We start from the raw sequence: 19,223 nt of genomic DNA, 5'->3' as shown, positions 1-19,223 counted from the left end.
CGAAACACCGCAATACAACTGTGGGAGCGGCCTTCGCGAGTAAGCCCGCTCCCACATTAGGTTTAGGGTGTTCTCAAGATAGGGATCAGCCCCTACGATCCAGCAGGTTCACCACCAGCCGATCCACCCAGCCCCAGATCCGTTGCTTGACCCGCTTCCACAATGGCCGGCGTTGCCATTCTTCGAGGCTGACTTCCTGGCTCTGCGCAAAATCCCTTTCGAAACTCCCCGCCACGGCCAGCGTCAGCCCTGGGTCCAGTGCTTCAAGGTTGGCTTCCAGGTTGAAGCGCAAATTCCAATGGTCGAAATTGCACGAGCCAATGCTCACCCAGTCATCGATCAGGACCATTTTCAGGTGCAGGAAACACGGCTGATACTCGAAGATTTTCACCCCGGCCTTGAGCAGTCGCGGGTAGTAGCGATGCCCGGCGTAGCGCACCGACGGGTGATCGGTGCGCGGGCCGGTCAACAACAGGCGCACGTCCACACCTCGACCGGCGGCCCGGCGCAACGAGCGGCGGACTTTCCAGGTCGGCAGGAAGTATGGCGTCGCCAGCCAGATACGTTGCTGACCGCTGTTCAACGCGCGGACCAGCGATTGCAGAATGTCACGGTGCTGACGGGCGTCGGCATAGGCGACCCGGCCCATGCCTTCACCCATCGGCGGCACTCGCGGCAGGCGTGGCAAGCCGAAATGCGAAGCCGGTTTCCAGGCGCGTCGATGGCGGTTGGCGATCCATTGGCGGTCGAACAGCAACTGCCAGTCAATGACCAAAGGCCCGGTGATCTCCACCATCACCTCGTGCCATTCGCTGGTGTCTTCACCTGGCGTCCAGAACTCATCGGTGACGCCCGTGCCTCCGACCACCGCCAGGCTTTGGTCCACCAGCAACAGCTTGCGGTGATCGCGGTAGAAATTGCCAACCCAACGCCGCCAGCTCAGGCGATTGTAGAAACGCAGTTCGACCCCGGCCGCCGTCAGGCGTTGACGCAGCGTCAGGGTGAACGCCAGGCTGCCATAGTCATCGAACAGGCAGCGCACGCGCACACCGCGCTCGGCTGCCGACACCAGGGCTTGCACCATGGCCTCGGCGCAGGCGCCCGCCTCCACCAGATACAGCTCCAGTTCGACCTGTTCCTCGGCGCGAGCAATCGCGACCAGCATCCGAGGGAAAAACTGCGGACCGTCGATCAGCAGTTCAAAACTGTTGCCTTCACGCCAGGGAAAGATTGCGCCGGCCATGCTCAGCGCGCCGTGAAAATCAGTACCGCACCCACCGGTACCGACAGACTGATGGCCGACAGATCGGCGACCTTGCGCAACGCTTCCAGCCCGGGGGCCAGACCAAAATCTTCGGCATTGATCACCAACGGCTCCAGCGTTACCACTTGAAAGCGTCGATCGTCGAGACGCGTCGCCAGCAGTTCGGCGTTGTATTGATGTTGCTTGCCATGCAGGTTGACGGTCAGCGGCAAGCGCAACTCCAACTGCGCGCCGGGCGCGAGGTCGTTGATCGGACGCAGATCAATCTGCGCAGTAATCAACGCTTCAGGATAAGTCTGGATCTCGAACAACTCCTTGCGCATGCGTTCATCGCGCAGCGGGATGCCACTGTTCACCGACTCCAGCTCGACTTCCACCTCGGCCAGGCCCGTGGCGTCGACCTTGCCGTGCAACACCAGAAAGCGCTGCACTTCGGAGAGGTTGGCGTTTTTGGTGCTGATGAACGACAGGCGCGAGGACTCGCCGTCCAGGTACCAATCGGCGCGGGCCGACAGGCAGGCACCGGCCAGTAGCAGGAACGCGAGGGTTTTGCAGAGGGAGCGGTTGAACATAGAGACTCATGTGCGGATAAACCTGCACGAACCTTAACCGCCCGTGAGCAAGATGCAAACTGTCCATCACTGACACTCGCCACAGAAAGCTTCAGCACAAATCACTATTGCAGACGGCAGCCTTGGCGTTCACCCCTCCACACAGCGTTGTTGCTACGGCCCATGCCGCTGACCGTCACGCGTTTGCTCGCGGCGTCATCGACAAAGCTGCTGGTGGGCAGCCACTGTTTTACATAGCGGTGACAATAGCCGGCCTCGTTGTTCATCACATACCGGCACGAGCAGTATTCCTTGGCGGTGTAGGCGCTGATGATGTCGGGGAAGGCCCACAGTGCCATTCGCTCCTGCCAGATCCAGCCGAGCAATGCGACCAGCACTATCAGGACCATCGCGCTGAACGGTCTGTGTCTAAGAAACCTCATGGCTGCACCTTCTGAGCAAACGCCTTGAGCGCGAGCTTGAGCAATTCGTTGTGCTGGTAGCTCTCGTCACGATCATCGCCATAGCGCACGATCACCAGATTCTCGCTGGGGATCACGTACATCGCCTGGCCCCAATGACCCAGCGCCGCAAAGGTATCGGCCGGTGCATCGGGCCAGGGTCGTGCCGCCCCCTCCACCGTCAGATTGAGCCACCATTGACCGCCAGGCACGGCATCATCCTCATGCGCGTGATAGTGGGCGAACGGTTCGCGATTGAAGGCGACCCAGTCTTTGGGAAGCAACTGACGACCTTGCCAGCGCCCGTCGCGCGCCATCAACAGCCCGATTCGTGCCAGGTCGCGAGCCGTCAGATAGGCGTAGGACGAAGCGACGAAAGTGCCCGTGGCATCGGTTTCCCAAACGGCATGGCGGATGCCCAACGGCTCGAACAGTGCGGTCCATGGATAGTCTGGATAACGGGCCGGTCCGACAATGGTTTTGAGGGCGGCGGACAGCAGATTGCTGTCACCACTGGAGTAACGAAAGGCTTGGCCGGACTTGGCGTACTCGGCATGCTCGGCGGTGAACGCGGCCATGTCCTGATGGCCACGGGTGTAGAGCATCGCCACCACCGAGGACTTCAACGGGGCGTATTCATAGTCTTCCTGCCAGTCCAGCCCAGAAGCCCAATGCAGCAGGTCGTCCATGGTCACGCCGGGGTGTTTTTTCATCGGCGGATAAAACGTCTGCACCAGGTCCTGGCGTTTGAACAGGCCTTCGCCATACGCCACACCCAGCACCGTGGCCATGAGGCTTTTGCTGATGGACCAGGTCAGGTGTGGCGTGTCGGCGGTGGTCGGGCCGGCGTAGCGTTCGTAGATCAATTGACCGTCGCGGATCACCAGCAAGGCGTCGGTGCGCACGCCTTTTCGGGTGCTGTCGTCGCGGGGTGGGAAGGCGTAGGTTTCCAGGGCTTGAAGCGCTGGCCCGGTGATGACCGGGCCGGTTGACCATTGCTCGGCCGGCCAGTTTTCGGCGAGAGTCGGGAGGCTGAGCAGCAGCATGACAATGAGGGACAAGCCTTTGAACATGGCGTGGGCTCGGGAGGATTAACGTGCTGAGCCTAGTTGAGGTTGATGACAGTTTTGGGATTTGTGTTGCTCGCGAAGGGGCCAGTCAACTCAATGAAGATCCCGCTAATGCCTTGGCCAACCGCTTACCCCGAGCCCCCGCAGCCAAGTCCATCACCGCCTGATCGCGCTGCCACATCGCCGCCCAATGCGGCGGCCCATCGGCCAGCGCCTGGTCGATCTCGACCTTGAGCCCCTCGAACTGCGCAAACAACCCACCCAGCAACACATGCCCGGCCGCATTGTTCGGTGCCTGCCGACTGACTTCCGCGCACCCGGCCAGCAGCGCCAGTAACCGCAACTGCAACGCTTGCGGCCAGTCGCTGTCCTGACCAACGCCATACAGCCACGCCGTCATCGCGCTCAATACGCAGACATCTTCAAGGGTGCGGAACGGTTTGACGTAAGCCTCCCAACCATCCCCCGCCAACAACTCGCACTGAGCATTATCGAGAAACAAGCGGCCATGACTGATGTCCGGCATCAGCGGTATCGCCGGCAGTTTTTCCAGGCGCACGCCCGGTTCATCGGGATAGACCACCGCCAGGCTCAGGCTTGCCGCGTCGCCGGGCGCTTCACTGCGGGCAGCGACCAGCAGCCATTCAGCGGCATCACCGGCGGTGACGAAATCCTTGCGGCCGCTCAAGCGCAAATCGACGAGGCGGGTTTGCATGTCCGCCGGTCGCAGGCTGCGCTGCTCGGTCGCACACAGCGCACCGAGGCTCAACGGCGCACTTGGCCAGAGCATGCGCAATGCCGCCTGGTACCCCGTTAGAAACGCCAGCCCCGGCGTGGCCATCAAACGCCCGCCAACCACGGCCAGTTCAAACGGCGTCACCGTGCCCAACTGGTGCAACAAGGTCACGAACCCTTCCGCCAGATCCGCGTTGGCGGGCAGACGTTCGTGGCGGTTCAACAGGTTTTGCCAGGGCATAAGAGGCTCCTCGTGGGCTGTCATATAAGCATCACCAAATCTTAATGGCGATGACACCGGGGCTACATAGCCTGACCTTGCACAAAACGGCTGCATAAAGAAAGTCGATCCGCTGTAACCCAAGACGGGGAGCAGCCTGCACGGAGAATCGCCATGACTCAGATCGCCCGCATCCGCGACACCGGCAACGACCGCCGACTGCAAGCCGAACGCCTGATCGGCAGCCAAGCCTTGCAGGAAGCCCAGGCCTTGCGCTTCAACGTGTTCAGTGGCGAGTTCAACGCCAAGCTGAAGGGTGCTGAACGGGGTCTGGACATGGATGACTATGATGTTCATTGCGCCCACATCGGCGTGCGTGACTTGAACACCGGGCGCCTGGTGGCGACCACCCGTTTGCTCGACCACACGGCGGCCAGCAGCCTGGGCAAGTTCTACAGCGAAGAAGAATTCAGCCTGCACGGCCTGGTGCATCTCAAAGGCCCGATCCTGGAAATCGGCCGCACCTGCGTCGACCCGGCCTATCGCAACGGCGGCACCATCGCCGTGCTCTGGGGTGAACTGGCCGAGGTATTGAATCAGGGCGGCTACAGCTATTTGATGGGCTGCGCGAGCATTCCGATGCAGGACGGCGGCATCCAGGCCCACGCGATCATGCAGCGCCTGCGCGAACGTTACCTGTGCACCGAACACCTGCGCGCCGAACCGAAAAAGCCGCTGCCGACCCTGGATATTCCTTCCAACGTGATCGCCGAAATGCCGCCGCTGCTCAAGGCCTACATGCGCCTCGGCGCGAAAATCTGCGGCGAGCCGTGCTGGGACGAAGATTTCCAGGTCGCCGACGTGTTCATCCTGCTCAAGCGCGACGAGCTTTGCCCGCGTTACGCCAAGCACTTCAAGGCGGCCATGTGATGAGCCGGTTGCGGGTGTACGCGCGGATTGCGCGAGTATTGGTGGTGGTCGCATTCGGTTTGAGCATGGCCAGCCTGTTCGGGCTGTTCGAGCGCACAGGCATCGCCCACTCGATGGTCCGCCGCCAGCGCTGGTCGCGGTTTTTCATGGCGCGGTTGAGCAATGCCCTGCCCTTCCAGGTCACCGTTCAGGGTGAATTGCCCAAGCAACCGATGCTCTGGGTCAGCAATCACGTGTCCTGGACCGACATCCCGCTGCTGGGCATGCTCACGCCGATGTCGTTTCTGTCAAAGGCTGAAGTGCGCACCTGGCCGGTGGCGGGTTGGTTGGCGGCCAAGGCTGGCAGCCTGTTTATTCGCCGTGGGTCAGGCGACAGTCAATTGATCCGCAAACAAATGACCCGCCACCTGGAACAGGAACATCCGCTGCTGATGTTTCCAGAAGGCACCACCACCGATGGCCGTTCGTTGCGCACGTTTCATGGTCGCTTGCTGTCGGCGGCGATTGATTCAGAAGTACAGTTGCAACCCGTGGCGATTCGTTACCTGCGTGACGGTCAGCTCGATACCTTGGCACCGTTCATTGGCGATGATGACCTGCTGTCGCACTTGATGCGCTTGTTTGCCAATGACCGGGGAGATGTGGAGATACATCTGCTCAAGCCGATTGCTTGTGAAGGTCGCGAACGTGCGGCGCTGGCGTTCGAAGCGCAGCAAGCGGTGCAGAAGGCCTTGTTTGGGGCGATTGCGGAGAAGCAGGAAGCGCCGATGCGTCCCGCAATCGCCGCATAAACACCTGTCTAATGTGGGAGCAAGCCCGCTCCCACATTGGTTTTAGGGTGTTGGGTAGTTTTGGGCGAAGTCTTGAAGCTGTGGATAGAAAAGCCTGAAATCTTCGCTTAACGGTTCGTACAACACCCGCAATTCATGCATCGCCCCCGCCAGCTCCTCCGGCCGGGTCAACCGTCGCGAAATCCCCTGCAGCACCTGCTCCAGCACCTCGAATTGCTGATACGACCCCAACCAGTCATTCGCCACCATGTGCGGCGCGATTCTCGCCAACCGTTCCGGCAACTGCGGCTCGGCCGCCAGCACCCGGTACACCTGCGACGTGAACAGTTCCAGTGGCCGGTCGGCGTACAACGTCCAGTCCCGTGCCAGGCAGTGGTCGAAAAACACGTCGAGGACGATCCCGGCGTAACGCCGACGCGTGGTGGAAAACCGCGACAACGCAACGTCCACCAACGGGTGATGGTCGGTAAATACGTCGATGCTGCGGTGTAGCTGGATGGCCGCCTCGATCTCAGGCGCGAATTGCCCTTGCAGCCGTCCTTTGACGAAATCGCCATACAGGCTGCCGAGCCATTGACCGGGACGCTGGCCGCCGAGGTGAAGATGTGCGAGATAGTTCATGGGCGCAGCTTAGCATTGCGCCTTTGGATCGTTACACCCCACGTATCGTTATAACTCGATATACCGAATTGTTAGCGGCTCAGAGCCAAATCATATTTGTATATCGCGAAATACCGATTTAAAGTTCGCCTCATCGCGATATAGCGTTTTAACCATCACGAGCTGATCCCCATGACCATTAATCTCGACGAAATAATAAAAGCCCTGGCACACCCAGTACGGCGAGAAATCCTGCACTGGCTCAAAGACCCGACCGTCGAATTCCCGGACCAGTCCCACAGCAACGAGCATGGCGTTTGTGCCGGGCAGATCGATCAACGTTGCGGCTTGTCGCAGTCCACGGTGTCCGCACACCTGGCGACGCTGCAACGCGCCGGTCTGATCAGCAGCCGCAAAGTTGGCCAGTGGCATTTTTTCAAACGTAATGAGGAAACCATCCAGGAATTCCTCAAGACCTTCAGTAAAGAGCTCTGACCCTTAACGTCAGCCAGCCCAAAAGGAATTCAACAATGCCCCTCTCGCTTCTCATTCTGGCCTTGAGTGCCTTCGCCATCGGCACCACCGAATTCGTCATCATGGGCCTGCTGCCCGATGTGGCGGCGGACCTCGGTGTGTCGATCCCCGGCGCTGGCTGGTTGGTGACCGGTTACGCCCTGGGCGTGGCCATCGGCGCTCCGTTCATGGCGCTGGCCACCGCCCGACTGCCGCGCAAGGCCGCACTGGTGGCGTTGATGGGGATCTTCATCGTTGGCAACTTGCTCTGCGCCCTCGCCAGCGACTACAACGTGTTGATGTTTGCACGCGTCGTCACGGCGCTCTGCCACGGTGCCTTCTTCGGTATCGGTTCGGTGGTGGCGGCAGGCCTGGTGCCGGCCAACAAACGCGCTTCGGCCGTGGCCTTGATGTTCACCGGCCTGACCCTGGCTAACGTGCTCGGCGTGCCACTGGGCACCGCGCTCGGCCAACAAGCCGGCTGGCGCTCGACCTTTTGGGCCGTGACCGTGATCGGTGTGATCGCCCTGATCGGTCTGATCCGCTTCCTGCCGGCCAAGCGCGATGAAGAAAAACTCGACATGCGCGCCGAACTCGCCGCACTCAAGGGCGCCGGAATCTGGCTGTCCCTGAGCATGACTGCGCTGTTCGCTGCCTCGGTCTTCACCCTCTTCACTTACGTCGCGCCATTGCTGGGCGAAATCACCGGTGTCTCGCCACGAGGCGTGACCTGGACCCTGATGCTGATCGGCCTGGGCCTGACGGTCGGCAATATCATCGGCGGCAAGCTGGCGGACAAAGGCATGGCCGCAACGCTGATCGGTGTGTTCATCAGCATGGCCGTGGTCTCCACCGTGCTGACATGGACCAGCGTTGCGCTGATCCCGACCGAAATCACTCTGTTCCTCTGGGCCACCGCGTGTTTTGCCGCCGTGCCGGCCCTGCAAGTGAACGTGGTGACCTTTGGCAAAGCGGCACCGAACCTGGTGTCGACCCTGAACATTGGCGCTTTCAACATCGGCAACGCGCTCGGTGCCTGGGTCGGCGGCAGCGTCATCGCCCACGGCTTCGGCCTGACCAGCGTGCCCCTCGCGGCTGCCGCACTGGCGGTACTCGCCCTGCTGGTGACCCTGATTACTTTCCGCCAGAGCGGCAATCCCGAACTGGCTCCAGCGACTCACTAATCCACTTGAACCTCACGAGGGTACTTTCATGACGACAATTTTCGATCCAATCAAACTGGGCGACATCGAGTTGGCCAACCGCATCATCATGGCGCCGCTGACCCGCTGCCGCGCCGACGAAGGCCGTGTGCCGAACGCATTGATGGCCGAGTACTACGTCCAGCGCGCTTCCGCCGGCCTGATCCTCAGCGAAGCCACTTCGGTCACGCCAATGGGCGTCGGCTACCCGGACACCCCGGGCATCTGGTCCAACGACCAGGTTCGCGGCTGGGCCAACGTGACCAAGGCGATCCATGGCGCGGGCGGCAAGATCTTCCTGCAACTGTGGCACGTTGGCCGGGTGTCCCACACCTCGTACCTGAACGGCGAAGCGCCGGTCGCACCGAGCGCCATCCAGCCAAAAGGTCACGTCAGCCTGGTTCGCCCATTGGCCGATTATCCAACGCCGCGAGCCCTGGAAACCGCTGAAATCGCCGACATCATCGACGCTTACCGCACCGGTGCCGAGAACGCCAAGGCCGCTGGTTTTGACGGTGTAGAAATCCACGGCGCCAACGGTTACCTGCTCGACCAGTTCCTGCAAAGCAGCACCAACCAGCGCACCGACAACTACGGTGGCTCCCTGGAAAACCGTGCACGCCTGCTACTGGAAGTGACCGACGCAGCCATCGAAGTCTGGGGCGCCGGCCGGGTGGGTGTGCATTTGGCACCACGCGCTGACTCCCATGACATGGGCGACGATAACCTGGCGGAAACCTTCACCTACGTCGCTCGCGAACTGGGCAAGCGTGGCATCGCCTTCATCTGCTCGCGCGAGAAAGAAGCCGGCGACAGCCTCGGTCCACAACTGAAAGAAGCTTTCGGCGGCCCGTACATCGCCAACGAACGCTTTACCAAGGACAGCGCCAACGCCTGGCTGGCCAGCGGCAAGGCCGATGCAGTCGCCTTCGGCGTGCCATTCATTGCCAACCCCGACTTGCCTGCACGTCTGAAGGCCGATGCGCCGTTGAATGAAGCGCGTCCAGAACTGTTCTACGCAAAAGGCCCGGTCGGTTACATCGACTACCCGGCGCTGTAAGCATCAGTCACTGAAGACAAAAAGCCCCGACTCGTAAGAGCCGGGGCTTTTTGCGTTTTAAAACTGGCGTGTAGTCACACCACGTTCACACCCAAGACACAAAATTCCTACAAAATACGTAGCTCGCTACCTGTCATCCTAGCGAGCGTCCGTATATAAAAGCACCCCATGGCATCGACACCCGCCTCGAGAGTTGACACGGGCGAAGCCAATTACGCATGTTGTTTCATTTGCGCAGGCTGGGGCTCAAGCGCAGCATGTCCAGCCCGGTCTCGACCCAACGCTCGGCTTCGGCGTGTAATTGAAAGCTGTCGGGGGCCAGCAACCACTTGTACAGGATGCCGTCGATGTACGCGTGCAGGCTGATGGCAGCGCGCGCCGTGTCGAGGTCTTCGGGCATTTGCCCCCGATTCACGGCATTACTCAGGGCCAGGCCGATGCGCAGATTACAATCAAGGCTGGCCGTCAGGCGCTGTTGGCGCAGATCGCACATTTCATCGGTGAATTCGCACTTATGAAACAAAATCTCATTAATGCGTCGGGTTTTCGGGTCCAGTGCAACTTGATGAAACAAATGTATCAGCAGCTTGCGCATGCAGCCGAGCGGATCGAGCTCCTCTTCGCTTTCACTGGCCCGGGCCATCTCATCAAGCGGCTCATGCAAGGTATCCAGCATGGCCTGCACCAGATCGGCCTTGTTGCTGAAATGCCAGTAGATGGCACCGCGCGTCACGCCGGCCAGGGTCGCGATGTCCGCCAGTGTCGTGCGCGCCACGCCTCTTTCATAAAAGGCTTTCTCTGCCGCTTCGAGAATCTGGGCGCGGGTTTCTTGAGCTTCCTCTTTGGTGCGACGGACCATGGCAGTAAAAACCTCAATCAGGATGCTTCAGTGATGTCTGAACATCAGCTGAATAAAAGTGGAGCGTTCGCTCTTGGGCGCCGTCCCCGTCTTAGAATTCAAACCTTCGAACGGCTTTTGTAGCGAAGTGGGTACGCAGCCAAGGTGTTTACAAACAACCATGAACGTAAGTATATTCCTTAGCAAGCTACTTATCCACTCAGCACCCTATTTTTACCCTTCCACCTTTCTAGTGCGCACTTTGCGCGCCTGACCCGAGGATTTTCATGCAATTCAAGCCAGCTGTTACCGCTCTGGTCACTGCCGTCGCCTTGGCATCGCTGCTCAGCGGATGCAAAAAGGAAGAAGCGGCACCAGCCGCACCGCCTCCTCAGGTCGGCGTCGTTACCCTGCAACCGCAAACGTTTACGCTGACGTCCGATCTGCCGGGCCGTACCAGCGCGTACCGCATCGCCGAAGTGCGTCCTCAAGTGAACGGCATCATTCTCAAGCGCATGTTCAAGGAAGGCGGCGACGTCAAGCTTGGCCAACAGCTGTATCAGATCGATTCGTCGGTCTATGACGCCACGCTGAAAAGCGCAGAAGCCAACCTGCAACAGACCAAATCGATCTCCGATCGCTACAAGCAACTGGTCAACGAACAAGCCGTGAGCCGTCAGGAATACGACACGGCTGTGGCCAACCGGATGCAATCGGAAGCCGCCCTGCAAACCGCCCAGATCAACGTGCGCTACACCAAGGTCTACGCGCCGCTGACCGGTCGTATCGGTCGCTCCAACGTAACTGAAGGCGCGCTGGTCACCAGCGGCCAGGCCGAGCCGATGGCGGTGATCCAGCAAATCGACCCGATCTACGTCGACGTGACGCAGTCCTCGGTGGAATTGCTGCAACTGCGCCGTGAACTGGAAAGCGGTCGCCTGCAAAAGGCTGGCGATAACGCGGCAACGGTCAAGCTGACCCTCGAAGACGGCAGCCAGTACAAGCTGGACGGCAAGCTCGAATTTTCTGAAGTCTCGGTTGACCAGACCACCGGTTCCGTGACCCTGCGCGCGGTGTTCCCAAACCCGGATCACACCCTGCTGCCGGGCATGTTCGTACACGCCCAACTCCAGTCCGGTGTGAATGCCGCAGCGATTCTGGCCCCGCAACAAGGCGTGACCCGTGACCTTAAAGGCACCCCGACTGCACTGGTCGTCGGTCCTGACAACAAGGTTGAGCTGCGTCAGCTCAAGGCCAGCCGCACCGTCGGCAGCCGATGGCTGATCGAGGACGGCCTGAAGGCAGGCGATCGCCTGATCACTGAAGGGCTGCAATTCGTCAAGCCTGGCATCGAAGTCAAAGCCACTGAAGCGACTAACGTTGGCGTCCAGAACCCGGCCCCCGCACAGGCAGCTGATAAGGCTTCCAGCGGCAAAGGGGAGTAACCCATGTCGAAATTTTTTATTGACCGCCCGATTTTCGCCTGGGTAATTGCCCTGGTGATCATGCTGGTCGGTGCACTGTCGATCCTCAAGTTGCCGATCAACCAGTACCCGAGCATCGCGCCTCCGGCGATCGCCATCTCTGTGGCCTATCCGGGTGCTTCGGCACAAACGGTACAGGACACCGTGGTGCAGGTGATCGAGCAACAGCTCAACGGCATCGACCATTTGCGTTATGTGTCCTCGGAAAGTAACTCCGACGGCACCATGACCATCACCGCGACCTTCGAGCAAGGCACCAACTCCGATACCGCGCAGGTTCAGGTCCAGAACAAGCTGAACCTGGCCACCCCGCTGCTGCCGCAAGAAGTGCAGCAGCAAGGTATCCGCGTGACCAAGGCAGTGAAAAACTTCCTGTTGGTGATCGGTGTGGTCTCGCGTGACGGCAGCATGACCAAGGACGACCTGTCCAACTACATCGTGTCGAACATGCAGGACCCGATTTCGCGAACCGCCGGCGTCGGTGACTTCCAGGTGTTCGGTTCCCAGTACGCCATGCGTATCTGGCTCGACCCGGCCAAGTTGAACAACTTCAACCTGACCCCGGTTGACGTCAAAACCGCCATCGCCGCGCAAAACGTGCAGGTCTCATCCGGTCAACTCGGTGGTTTGCCGGCCCTGCCCGACACCCAACTGAACGCCACGATCATCGGCAAGACCCGTCTGCAGACCGCTGAGCAGTTCAATAAAATCCTGCTCAAGGTCAACAAGGACGGCTCTCAGGTTCGCTTGAAAGATGTCGCCGACGTCGGTTTGGGTGGTGAAAACTACAGCATCAACGCCCAGTTCAACGGCGCTCCGGCGTCCGGCCTGGCCGTGAAGCTGGCCACGGGCGCCAACGCCCTGGATACCGCCACAGCCCTGCGCAAGACCATTGACGACCTCAAGCCGTTCTTCCCGCAAGGGATGGAAGTGGTGTTCCCGTATGACACCACTCCAGTGGTGACCGAGTCGATCAAAGGGGTGGTTCACACCTTGGTCGAAGCCGTCGTGCTGGTGTTCCTGGTGATGTTCCTGTTCCTGCAAAACTTCCGCGCCACCATCATCACCACGATGACCGTGCCGGTGGTACTGCTGGGTACGTTCGGCATCCTCGCGGCCGCCGGTTTCAGCATCAACACCCTGACCATGTTCGGTATGGTCCTGGCCATCGGCTTGCTGGTGGACGACGCGATCGTCGTGGTGGAAAACGTCGAACGGGTCATGAGTGAAGAAGGCCTGTCACCCAAGGAGGCCACGAAGAAATCCATGGGGCAGATCCAGGGTGCACTGGTCGGTATCGCCATGGTGCTGTCGGCGGTACTGCTGCCAATGGCGTTCTTCAGCGGTTCCACCGGCGTGATCTACAAGCAGTTTTCGATCACCATCGTCTCGGCCATGGCCCTGTCGGTACTGGTTGCACTGATCTTCACGCCGGCGCTGTGCGCCACCATGCTCAAGGCCATTCCAAAGGGTGAGCACGGAACACCCAAGCGTGGCTTCTTCGGCTGGTTCAACCGCAATTTCGACCGTGGCGTAAGAAGCTACGAGCGCGGCGTGGGCAGCATGCTCGCGCACAAGGCGCCGTACCTGTTGGCCTACCTCATCATCATTGTCGGCATGATCTGGCTGTTCACCCGTATTCCGACGGCGTTCCTGCCGGAAGAAGACCAGGGTGTACTGTTTGCCCAGGTGCAGACGCCAGCCGGCTCGACCGCCCAGCGTACGCAGGTGGTCGTGGACGAAATGCGTGAATTCCTGCTGCGTCCGGGCAAGGATGGCGGTGAGGGCGATGCGGTGAACTCGGTGTTTACCGTGACCGGCTTCAACTTCGCCGGTCGTGGCCAGAGCTCGGGTATGGCGTTCATCATGCTTCGACCATGGGACGAACGTAACGCCGACAACAACGTGTTCAAGGTGGCGGCCCGTGCACAACAGCACTTCTTCACCTTCCGCGATGCCATGGTGTTTGCCTTTGCGCCGCCGGCGGTACTGGAACTGGGTAACGCCACCGGTTTCGACGTGTTCCTGCAAGACCGCGCCGGCATTGGTCACGAAAAGCTGATGGCTGCCCGTAACCAGTTCCTCGGCATGGCCGCACAGAGCAAGATTCTGACGCAAGTGCGCCCGAACGGCCTGAACGACGAACCGCAATACCAACTGGAAATCGACGACGAGAAGGCCAGCGCCCTGGGCGTGACCATCGCCGACATCAACAACACCCTGTCGATCGCGTTGGGCAGTAGCTACGTCAACGACTTCATCGACCGCGGTCGAGTGAAGAAGGTTTACGTGCAAGGTCAGCCCGGCTCGCGCATGAGCCCTGAAGACCTGAAGAAATGGTATGTGCGCAACAGCGCCGGCACCATGGTTCCGTTCTCGGCGTTTGCCAAGGGCGAATGGATTTACGGCTCGCCGAAGCTCGCCCGTTACAACGGCGTCGAAGCGATGGAAATCCTTGGTTCCCCGGCGCCGGGCTACTCCACCGGTGAAGCCATGGCCGAAGTCGAAGCCATTGCCGCGAAACTGCCGGCGGGTGTCGGTATTTCCTGGACCGGCCTGTCGTACGAGGAACGGTTGTCCGGTTCGCAGGCGCCAGCGCTGTACGCCCTGTCGCTGCTGATGGTGTTCCTGTGTCTGGCGGCACTGTATGAAAGCTGGTCGATCCCGATTGCGGTGATGCTGGTGGTGCCGCTGGGGATCATCGGTGCTCTGATGGCGACCAGCCTGCGTGGCCTGTCCAACGACGTGTACTTCCAGGTGGGCCTGTTGACGACCATCGGCCTGGCGGCGAAAAACGCCATTTTGATTGTCGAATTTGCAAAGGAACTGCATGAACAAGGGCGTAGCCTGCGTGATGCGGCGATTGAAGCCTGCCGGATGCGTCTGCGACCGATCATCATGACCTCGCTCGCCTTCGTTCTCGGCGTGGTACCCCTGGCGATTTCCACCGGTGCAGGTTCGGGTAGCCAGCATGCCATCGGCACCGGGGTGATTGGCGGTATGATCACCGCCACCGTTCTGGCGATCTTCTGGGTCCCACTGTTCTTCGTCACTGTGTCGTCCATCGGTCAGCGCAAAAAAGTCGACCAGGATGACGCCACTGAAACTCCTAAAGAGGCTGGCCAATGAGCAAGTCGCTACTCTCCCTAGCCATTGCCGCGTTTGTGCTCGGTGGTTGCTCGCTGATACCTGATTATCAGCAGCCTGCGGCACCAGTGGCTGCCCAATACCCGCAAGGTCCGGCCTATTCGCCGGCCCAGGCGCCAAGCCAGGCAGCTGCCGAACAAGGCTGGAAGCAGTTTTTCCATGACCCTGCTCTGCAACAGCTGATCCAGGTCGCGCTGGAAAACAACCGTGACCTGCGTGTCGCGGCGCTGAACATCGACGCTTTTGCGGCTCAATACCGCATCCAGCGCGCCGACCTGTACCCGGCCGTGTCGGCCAACGGTACCGGCAGCCGTCAGCGCGTTCCGGCTGACGCTTCGCAGTCCGGCCAGTCAGGCATTGTCAGTTCCTATTCGGCCACGGTCGGCATCAGTGCTTATGAGCTCGACCTGTTCGGGCGGGTTCGCAGCCTTAGCGAACAAGCGCTGCAGCAATACTTTGCCACGGAAGAAGGCCGACGCAGCACGCAGATCAGCCTGGTGGCCAGCGTGGCCAACGCCTACCTGGCCTGGCAGGCCGACAAGGAACTGCTGAAAGTGACCGAGGACACCCTCGGCGCGTTCGAGGAGAGCTACAAGCTCACCGCGCGCAGTGCCGACGTCGGTGTGGCGTCTGCGCTCGACCTCGCCCAGTCGCGCACCTCGGTGGAAACCGCCCGGGTGCAACTGGCGAAGTACACCCGCCAGGTCGCCCAGGATGAAAACAGCCTGGTGCTGCTGCTCGGCACCGGCATCCCGGCCAACCTGCAGGCTGCCAAGCCGCTGTCTGACGATTTGCTGAGCGACGTGCCCGCCGGTCTGCCATCGGACTTGCTGCAACGCCGTCCGGACATCCTCCAGGCCGAATACAACCTCAAGGCTGCCAACGCCAACATCGGCGCGGCACGGGCTGCGTTCTTCCCGAGCATCAGCCTGACGGCCAACGCCGGCACCCTGAGCCCGGACTTGTCCGGTCTGTTCAAGGGCGGTTCGGGCACCTGGCTGTTCTCGCCGCAGATCAACCTGCCGATCTTCAACGCCGGCAGCCTGAGCGCCAGCCTGGATTACTCGAAAATCCAGAAAGACATCGGCGTGGCGAACTACGAGAAGTCCATTCAAACCGCCTTCCAGGAAGTCGCCGACGGCCTGGCCGCCCGCGAGACCTACACCCACCAGTTGCAGGCGCAGCGTGACAACGTCACCGCCAACCAGGAATACTACCGCCTGGCCGAGCGTCGCTACCGCATTGGTGTCGACAGCAACCTGACCTTCCTCGATGCCCAGCGTCAGTTGTTCAACGCCCAACAAGTGCTGATCACCGACCGTCTGGCGCAGTTGGTCAGCGCCGTCAATCTGTACAAGGCACTGGGTGGCGGCTGGAATCAGCAGACCGCCAAGGTCGAACCGCTGAAAGAAGAAGCGCCGAAGATGAAGATGTTCTGATAGCGCTGTGAAAACAGGAAGCCCACCTTTTGGTGGGCTTTTTGTTGGGTGCGGGAAAAGGAGTGATGGTTTCACTGGCCCCTGAATCCAGATCAATCTTACGTTCGATAACCGCCCGAAACCCGCTTTCACCAATTGAACCATCCAGTCCATTCCCCGCACCATTCCTCGCACAAGACCAACAACATCAGGTTCACCCTCATGCTCCCGCGCCCTGCCCAGTCCGGCTGATTCCGCTGTTTTTTTCAATCGAACACATCTTTTTTCTGCAACCCAGGGTTGCGGCATCACCCCGCTTCATCCCCAACAATTAGAGAGACCCGAGCCCATGACGCCTTCCACCGCGCAGTATTTCTTCCCCGGCCTTCTGGCCATTGCAGTGGCCGCAGCCCTGCCCGCCCAGGCCGAGGAAGCGGGTTTTGTCGACGGCGCCAAGGTCAACCTGAACCTGCGCAACTTCTACATCAACCGCAACTTCACCAACCCGACCAAGGCCCAGGGCAAGGCTGAAGAGTGGACGCAAAGCTTCATACTCGACGCTAAATCCGGCTTCACCCAGGGCACTGTCGGCTTCGGCATGGATGTGTTGGGTTTGTATTCGGTGAAGCTCGATAGCGGCAAGGGCACGGGCGGAACACAGTTGCTGCCGCTGGACCATGACGGTCGCCCGGCGGACAATTACGGGCGCACCAACGTCGCGTTCAAGGCCAGGCTGTCTCAGACCGAAGTGAAGGTCGGTGAATGGATGCCGGTGCTGCCAATCCTGCGTTCGGACGACGGTCGCTCGCTGCCGCAGACCTTCCGTGGCGGCCAGATCACCTCGAAGGAAATCGCTGGCCTGACGCTCTACGGCGGTCAGTTCCGCGCCAACAGCCCGCGCGACGACAGCAGCATGAGCGACATGTTTATGAACGGTAAACCAGCCTTCACTTCCGATCGATTCAACTTCCAGGGCGGCGAATACGCCTTCAACGACAAACGCACCCAGATCGGCCTGTGGAACGCCGAACTCAAGGACATCTACAGCCAGCAATTCGTCAACCTGATCCACAGCCAGCCACTGGGCGACTGGACCCTGGGCGCCAACCTCGGCTACTTCTACGGCAGGGATGACGGCAGCGCCCGCGCGGGCGATCTCGACAACAAGACCTGGTCCGGCCTGTTCTCGGCCAAATACGGCGGCAACACCTTTTACGTCGGCCTGCAAAAACTCACCGGTGACAGCGCCTGGATGCGCGTCAACGGCACCAGCGGCGGCACCCTGGCCAACGACAGTTACAACGCCAGCTACGACAACGCACAGGAAAAATCCTGGCAGGTGCGCCACGACTACAACTTCGTCGTCCTCGGCATCCCCGGCCTGACCCTGATGAACCGCTACATCAGCGGCGACAACGTGCACATCGGCACCGTCACCGACGGCAAGGAATGGGGCCGCGAATCGGAACTGGGCTACACCGTGCAAAGCGGCGTGCTCAAGGACCTCAACGTCAAATGGCGGAACTCGACCATCCGCCGCGACTTCAGCAACAACGAATTCGACGAGAATCGGTTAATCGTCAGCTATCCGATCAGCCTGTTGTAAGCACCCGGCTGATACACCGCCATCGCGAGCAAGCTCGCTCCCACTGTTAACCGAGTTGTCCGGACGGGCACGATCTAATGTGGGAGCGAGCTTGCTCGCGATGGCGTCAGCTCACGCACCGGAAATCCCGAAGGGTCACTCCCGCGATTCAACCCCCAACTCATCCCAAACCGACTCCGCCAAATGGAACGTCGCATTCGCCGCCGGGATGCCGCAGTAGATCGCGCTCTGCATGATCACTTCCTTGATCTCGCCACGGGTCACGCCATTGTTGGCGGCCGCGCGCAGGTGCAGTTTGAGTTCTTCGTTGCGGTTCATGCCGATCAGCATGGAAATGGTAATCAGACTGCGGGTGTGGCGCGGCAGGCCCGGGCGGGTCCAGATGTCGCCCCAGGCGTGGCGGGTGATCATCTCCTGAAATTCCGAGTTGAACTCGGTCAGGGCATTGAGACTGCGGTCGACGTGAGCGTCGCCGAGTACGGCGCGACGGACTTTCATGCCCTCGTCGTAACGTTGTTTCTCGTCCACAACAATCCCCTTAATGAGCGTTCAAAAACGCCAGCACCCGCTCGCTGAACGCGGCGCCGGCCTGGACGTTGGACAAGTGCGCGGCATGGAACTCGGCGTATTCGGCGCCCTGCACATGCTCTTGAAGGAAGTGCGCGCCGGACGGCGGCGTCACCGCGTCTTCGGTGCCGGCGATGACCAGCAACGGCACCTTGATCGACGACAACTGATCACGGAAATCGGCATCCCGCACCGCCGCGCAATTCGCTGCGTAACCCTTAGGCGACGTGGCGGCCAGCATGTCGGTGATGCGCTTCGCGGCAGACGGATTGGCGGCAGCAAAGTCCGGAGTAAACCAGCGCGCAATCGACGCATCGCGCAGTGCGACCATCGCGGCCGGACCGTCACGCAGCACGGTTTCAATGCGAGGGTTCCAGATCGACGGATCGCCGATTTTTGCCGCGGTGTTGCACACCACCAGTTTGTTCAATCGATCACCGGCGTTGATTCCCAGCCATTGGCCGATCAAACCGCCCATTGACAGACCACAGAAATGCGCACGCTCAATGCGCAAGGCATCCAGCAGCGCCAACACGTCGCAACCCAGTTGCCCGATGCTGTACGGCCCCGGCGTCACCAGTGATTGACCGTGGCCACGGGTGTCGAAACGCAGCACCCGGAAATGTTCGGTGAACGCCGAAACCTGTGCGTCCCACATGTGCAGGTCGGTGCCCAGCGAGTTGGACAGCACCAGTACCGGCGCATCTTCAGGTCCATCCAGTTGGTAGTGCAGTTCGCCCTCGGCGAGTTGTACGAAAGCCACAGC

At 60.5% G+C, this 19,223-nt stretch carries 18 protein-coding genes; 9 read left to right on the top strand and 9 right to left on the bottom strand.

Annotation, left to right across the window (positions count from 1 at the left end; genetic code table 11):
- Positions 1-85: 85 nt before the first annotated feature.
- The 5 genes from NL116_RS07090 to NL116_RS07070 all read right to left on the bottom strand — a co-directional run bounded on the left by NL116_RS07090 (position 86) and on the right by NL116_RS07070 (position 4,322).
- Positions 86-1,243, bottom strand: a complete 1,158-nt coding sequence (locus tag NL116_RS07090) for a phospholipase D-like domain-containing protein (RefSeq protein WP_494376568.1) — start codon at positions 1,241-1,243, stop codon at positions 86-88.
- A 2-nt stretch (positions 1,244-1,245) separates the two neighbouring features.
- The gene (locus tag NL116_RS07085; protein ID WP_494376567.1) at positions 1,246-1,836 is read right to left on the bottom strand and encodes a YceI family protein; all 591 of its coding nucleotides are present in this window, start codon (positions 1,834-1,836) and stop codon (positions 1,246-1,248) included.
- A 104-nt stretch (positions 1,837-1,940) separates the two neighbouring features.
- On the bottom strand, positions 1,941-2,258 hold the full coding sequence (locus NL116_RS07080; RefSeq protein WP_494376566.1) for an amidase: 318 nt from the start codon (positions 2,256-2,258) through the stop codon (positions 1,941-1,943).
- Positions 2,255-3,349, bottom strand: a complete 1,095-nt coding sequence (locus NL116_RS07075; RefSeq protein ID WP_494376565.1) for a serine hydrolase domain-containing protein — start codon at positions 3,347-3,349, stop codon at positions 2,255-2,257. Before NL116_RS07075 ends, NL116_RS07080 begins: the two co-directional genes overlap by 4 nt.
- Positions 3,350-3,434: 85 nt before the next feature.
- Entirely contained in the window at positions 3,435-4,322 is an 888-nt protein-coding gene (locus NL116_RS07070; protein WP_494376564.1) for an acyl-CoA dehydrogenase middle domain-containing protein, read from the bottom strand.
- A gap of 153 nt (positions 4,323-4,475) precedes the next feature.
- Between NL116_RS07070 and olsB the strand changes: the two genes are divergently transcribed.
- Together olsB and NL116_RS07060 are read left to right on the top strand one after the other, a co-directional pair.
- On the top strand, positions 4,476-5,231 hold the full coding sequence (gene olsB / locus NL116_RS07065) for an L-ornithine N(alpha)-acyltransferase (protein WP_494376563.1): 756 nt from the start codon (positions 4,476-4,478) through the stop codon (positions 5,229-5,231).
- Positions 5,231-6,022, top strand: coding sequence for a lysophospholipid acyltransferase family protein (locus NL116_RS07060; protein ID WP_494376562.1), 792 nt, complete (start codon positions 5,231-5,233; stop codon positions 6,020-6,022). Before olsB ends, NL116_RS07060 begins: the two co-directional genes overlap by 1 nt.
- A 42-nt stretch (positions 6,023-6,064) precedes the next feature.
- Here the strand turns inward: NL116_RS07060 and NL116_RS07055 are convergent, their stop codons facing one another.
- Positions 6,065-6,643 (bottom strand): acyl carrier protein phosphodiesterase, encoded by a 579-nt coding sequence (locus NL116_RS07055; protein ID WP_494376561.1) that lies wholly within the window; start codon positions 6,641-6,643, stop codon positions 6,065-6,067.
- Between the two features lie 171 nt (positions 6,644-6,814).
- Between NL116_RS07055 and NL116_RS07050 the strand changes: the two genes are divergently transcribed.
- The 3 genes from NL116_RS07050 to NL116_RS07040 are packed head-to-tail and all read left to right on the top strand — an operon-like array spanning position 6,815 to position 9,397.
- Positions 6,815-7,117: an ArsR/SmtB family transcription factor gene (locus tag NL116_RS07050; protein WP_007983055.1), complete on the top strand. Its 303-nt coding sequence runs from the start codon at positions 6,815-6,817 to the stop codon at positions 7,115-7,117.
- 35 nt (positions 7,118-7,152) lie between these two features.
- Positions 7,153-8,319: an MFS transporter gene (locus tag NL116_RS07045; protein WP_494376560.1), complete on the top strand. Its 1,167-nt coding sequence runs from the start codon at positions 7,153-7,155 to the stop codon at positions 8,317-8,319.
- Between the two features lie 28 nt (positions 8,320-8,347).
- Positions 8,348-9,397, top strand: a complete 1,050-nt coding sequence (locus tag NL116_RS07040; protein ID WP_027925598.1) for an alkene reductase — start codon at positions 8,348-8,350, stop codon at positions 9,395-9,397.
- Between the two features lie 226 nt (positions 9,398-9,623).
- On the opposite strand, the gene emhR is transcribed toward NL116_RS07040, so the two are convergent.
- Positions 9,624-10,256 carry an efflux system transcriptional repressor EmhR gene (gene emhR / locus NL116_RS07035; protein WP_494376559.1) on the bottom strand — a complete coding sequence of 211 codons (633 nt, stop codon included), beginning with the start codon at positions 10,254-10,256 and terminating at the stop codon, positions 9,624-9,626.
- 266 nt (positions 10,257-10,522) lie between these two features.
- On the opposite strand from emhR, the gene NL116_RS07030 reads away from it, so the two are divergent.
- The 4 genes from NL116_RS07030 to NL116_RS07015 all read left to right on the top strand — a co-directional run bounded on the left by NL116_RS07030 (position 10,523) and on the right by NL116_RS07015 (position 17,890).
- The gene (locus NL116_RS07030) at positions 10,523-11,680 is read left to right on the top strand and encodes an efflux RND transporter periplasmic adaptor subunit (protein ID WP_494376558.1); all 1,158 of its coding nucleotides are present in this window, start codon (positions 10,523-10,525) and stop codon (positions 11,678-11,680) included.
- 3 nt (positions 11,681-11,683) lie between these two features.
- Positions 11,684-14,848: an efflux RND transporter permease subunit EmhB gene (gene emhB, locus NL116_RS07025; RefSeq protein WP_494376557.1), complete on the top strand. Its 3,165-nt coding sequence runs from the start codon at positions 11,684-11,686 to the stop codon at positions 14,846-14,848.
- Complete coding sequence (emhC, locus tag NL116_RS07020) at positions 14,845-16,305, top strand: efflux RND transporter outer membrane subunit EmhC (protein ID WP_494376556.1); 1,461 nt, start codon at positions 14,845-14,847, stop codon at positions 16,303-16,305. Before emhB ends, emhC begins: the two co-directional genes overlap by 4 nt.
- 328 nt (positions 16,306-16,633) lie before the next feature.
- Positions 16,634-17,890, top strand: a complete 1,257-nt coding sequence (locus NL116_RS07015; RefSeq protein WP_494376555.1) for an OprD family porin — start codon at positions 16,634-16,636, stop codon at positions 17,888-17,890.
- Positions 17,891-18,025: 135 nt separating this feature from the next.
- On the opposite strand, the gene pcaC is transcribed toward NL116_RS07015, so the two are convergent.
- Both pcaC and pcaD read right to left on the bottom strand, forming a co-directional pair.
- Positions 18,026-18,418: a 4-carboxymuconolactone decarboxylase gene (gene pcaC / locus NL116_RS07010; protein WP_452625212.1), complete on the bottom strand. Its 393-nt coding sequence runs from the start codon at positions 18,416-18,418 to the stop codon at positions 18,026-18,028.
- Positions 18,419-18,428: 10 nt separating this feature from the next.
- Positions 18,429-19,220, bottom strand: a complete 792-nt coding sequence (gene pcaD / locus NL116_RS07005; RefSeq protein ID WP_494376554.1) for a 3-oxoadipate enol-lactonase — start codon at positions 19,218-19,220, stop codon at positions 18,429-18,431.
- Positions 19,221-19,223: the final 3 nt, after the last annotated feature.

This window comes from Pseudomonas sp. FBCC-B1667, assembly GCF_059133255.1.
This window is presented reverse-complemented; position numbering and strand designations above follow the sequence as displayed.